The 2,349-nt window shown below is 52.7% G+C and carries 3 protein-coding genes; all 3 read right to left on the minus strand.

Features of this window, described 5'->3' with window-relative positions; genetic code table 11:
- Positions 1–468: replication protein RepA (locus ACUIAG_RS09125; protein WP_445340422.1), on the minus strand; the 468-nt coding region annotated here is incomplete at its 3' end.
- A gap of 350 nt (positions 469–818) precedes the next feature.
- The gene (locus tag ACUIAG_RS09130; protein WP_141650160.1) at positions 819–1,223 is read right to left on the minus strand and encodes a hypothetical protein; all 405 of its coding nucleotides are present in this window, start codon (positions 1,221–1,223) and stop codon (positions 819–821) included.
- Positions 1,224–1,538: 315 nt separating this feature from the next.
- Positions 1,539–2,144: a replication protein RepA gene (locus ACUIAG_RS09135; RefSeq protein ID WP_445340423.1), complete on the minus strand. Its 606-nt coding sequence runs from the start codon at positions 2,142–2,144 to the stop codon at positions 1,539–1,541.
- Between the last annotated feature and the right edge of the window lie 205 nt (positions 2,145–2,349).

Consider the following 2,349-nt stretch of genomic DNA (forward strand, 5'->3'; position numbering starts at 1 on the left):
CTCGTTCCGCAGCCAATCGATCTGCCACTTCGTGGCCACAGTGAATGCCACGCCGTTCGAGGTCGAATCAGTATCGTTGCTGATGGTGTAGGCGCATCTGAACAGATTATCCAGTTGCGGCTTGATGGTCTTCAACTGCCTGCCACCGATTTCGATGTTGAGCAACCGTAGGAACTCACGGAACGTCGTCCCAAGATTCAACGTGCGCGTCTCAGGGTCGAAGCTGGGGTCGCCGGTTTTGACCATTGTGCAGGCGTACATCTCGAACAGGCGCGGATATTTCCCGTATGGCAGGCTGTCGCCCGTGGCTGTGAATTTGGCCGTGAGAGTGCCGTTGCGCCGCACCACTTCCTTGATTCCGTTCTTGGGTCTTCTGTAGGGCAGTGACACCTGTGTCATGAGCTTGGAGATGAAGGCGTGCGACATCCATGGTTCATCCGGGATTTCGATGTCGGTAGAATCGGTCATTGCTAATCACTCCTTTTCAGTGATCGGCCACGTCCCCGGCTGCTCTAACAGTGCGGGGATTTTTCAAAAAAATAGCCGTGTACTTTGAATACATATCCTAGCAGGAAAGTGTGTACTTTAAATATCTCGGGTGTGTACTTTGAATATTCCGAGGGGCTTTAAATATGTTTTGAGGGGCTTTAAATATGTTTTGAGGGGCTTTAAATATCTGTACACCCTCTCAGCCTTACTCGCTGTAGGGCTGAGAGGGTGTCCCCTATATACCTATATACCTATACTAGAAAACTCGGCTTCTTGACTCTGCACCTGACGGTGGATAATCCGTCTTCTTCCGTCGGCACTTGTCGAGATCAATTTTCTTTTTTTGAATGTCTCATAAGCTTTGTCCAGAACGGTTCATGCTTGGGTCTTTGCTCGAGGAGCTTGACGACTTTTTCCCGCTCGGACAGAAGCTGTTTGAGTCCATCGTTCTCTGCTCTTAGGGTGGCGTTCTCTATGCGTAGCCGCGTGATTTCCTGATTGGTTTCTGATGACCGGTCATGACCGGTTTGATGATTGGTTTGCTGACCGGTCACCGGTTTGAGTACGCCTAGTGCCTCGAGAGTCTCGACTGGAATTTTCCAGCCTCTTTTGAGTTTGGTAGCTCCTAGTTGTGAGCCATTTTCGTTCAGTTTTCTCCGCAGTGTTGACTCCGAGCATGACACGATGTCCAGCGCTTCTCTGAATGAATATTCGTGAGATTCATGACCGGTCATAGTGACAGTCTACGCAACTAACGGGCTTCCGAATCGATCACTCCAACCGAATCTGATTCGCCCTCCCAGCGGAGCGACTCGACGTGACCGGAAGTCAGTCGAGATGATTCGACGAGGCTCGGAAAGAGACCGTCAAAATGAAAATGTGTACACATTTTCTATAGCTTGCTCCGTTGCTTCATCGCTTCAACAGCGTCTAAAGGCGCACTGGCGCTGTGCACGTGTTTCTTGGCCAGTCTGGTTCTTCTGAGCGCCCTCAGGCCGGCTGAGCCTCGGCGTAAGGCGCCCAAGCCTGATAATGCCGCGGTAGTGGCTTCAGAAGCGTTTGCCGGTGCTCCACGCCGTGATGATCTCTTCGCCCTGGTATCCGGCATTCAGCCCGTGGACGACGTGCCGTCTGGCCGCGAGGTAGTCATCCCCATAGTCGATATGCTCGAGCACGTTGCCGATGTCGACTTCGCTTAAGTCACGCTTCGTGGGCTTCGCCGCTTTCTGCTCCAATCGATCACGGGATTTTGCCAGTCTCGTCTGAGCGGTGGTGGCCACAGAAGTCTCAGACGGATAGATTGTCACGTAATTGCGCCCGCATAAGATCTGCGCCTGAGGATATACGTATTCAACGTCATAGACTGCTTTTCGGAAGCTCTGCTTGAATGCCGGCAGGATATTCGTTGATCCGAATTGGCTATACAGCTGCTGCCATGTAATGCTCTGGCGTTCGTGAAGGTAGCTGTAGCGGCGTGTGAGCCACCAATATACATCCAGGCTCACGGGGGAGTTCAGTTTGGCCACGATGGACAGGTCCACTGGCACAGGTGAGTCACGCAGATAGTCGATGTATTCCTGGCTGAACTGCACCCAGTTCTCGAACAGCCCCCGCTCCTGAGGCTCGTTCCGCAGCCAATGGCGATCGGATGCCACATGGCCAGCATGGCCATGCCACGCCGTCGATGGCGACCAGGAGCATCGTGAGGATCCGAGTGATGGCGACTGCGATGAACTGATCCTGCACCAATGGTGATCGGCCAGTGGATGTCCTGGCACACTGGTCCTGAACGTGTCCTAGGTGCTGATGAGTTCTCGTAACAGGACGCAATTAACCTTAGCAATACGTAACTGAACGAAG

The sequence above is a fragment of the Bifidobacterium sp. ESL0825 genome, from assembly GCF_052606465.1.

Coding starts and splice junctions, on each gene's coding strand:
- ACUIAG_RS09130 (WP_141650160.1), bottom strand. CDS start 1,223: ATGACCGGTCATGAATCTCACGAATATTCATTCAGAGAAGCGCTGGAC.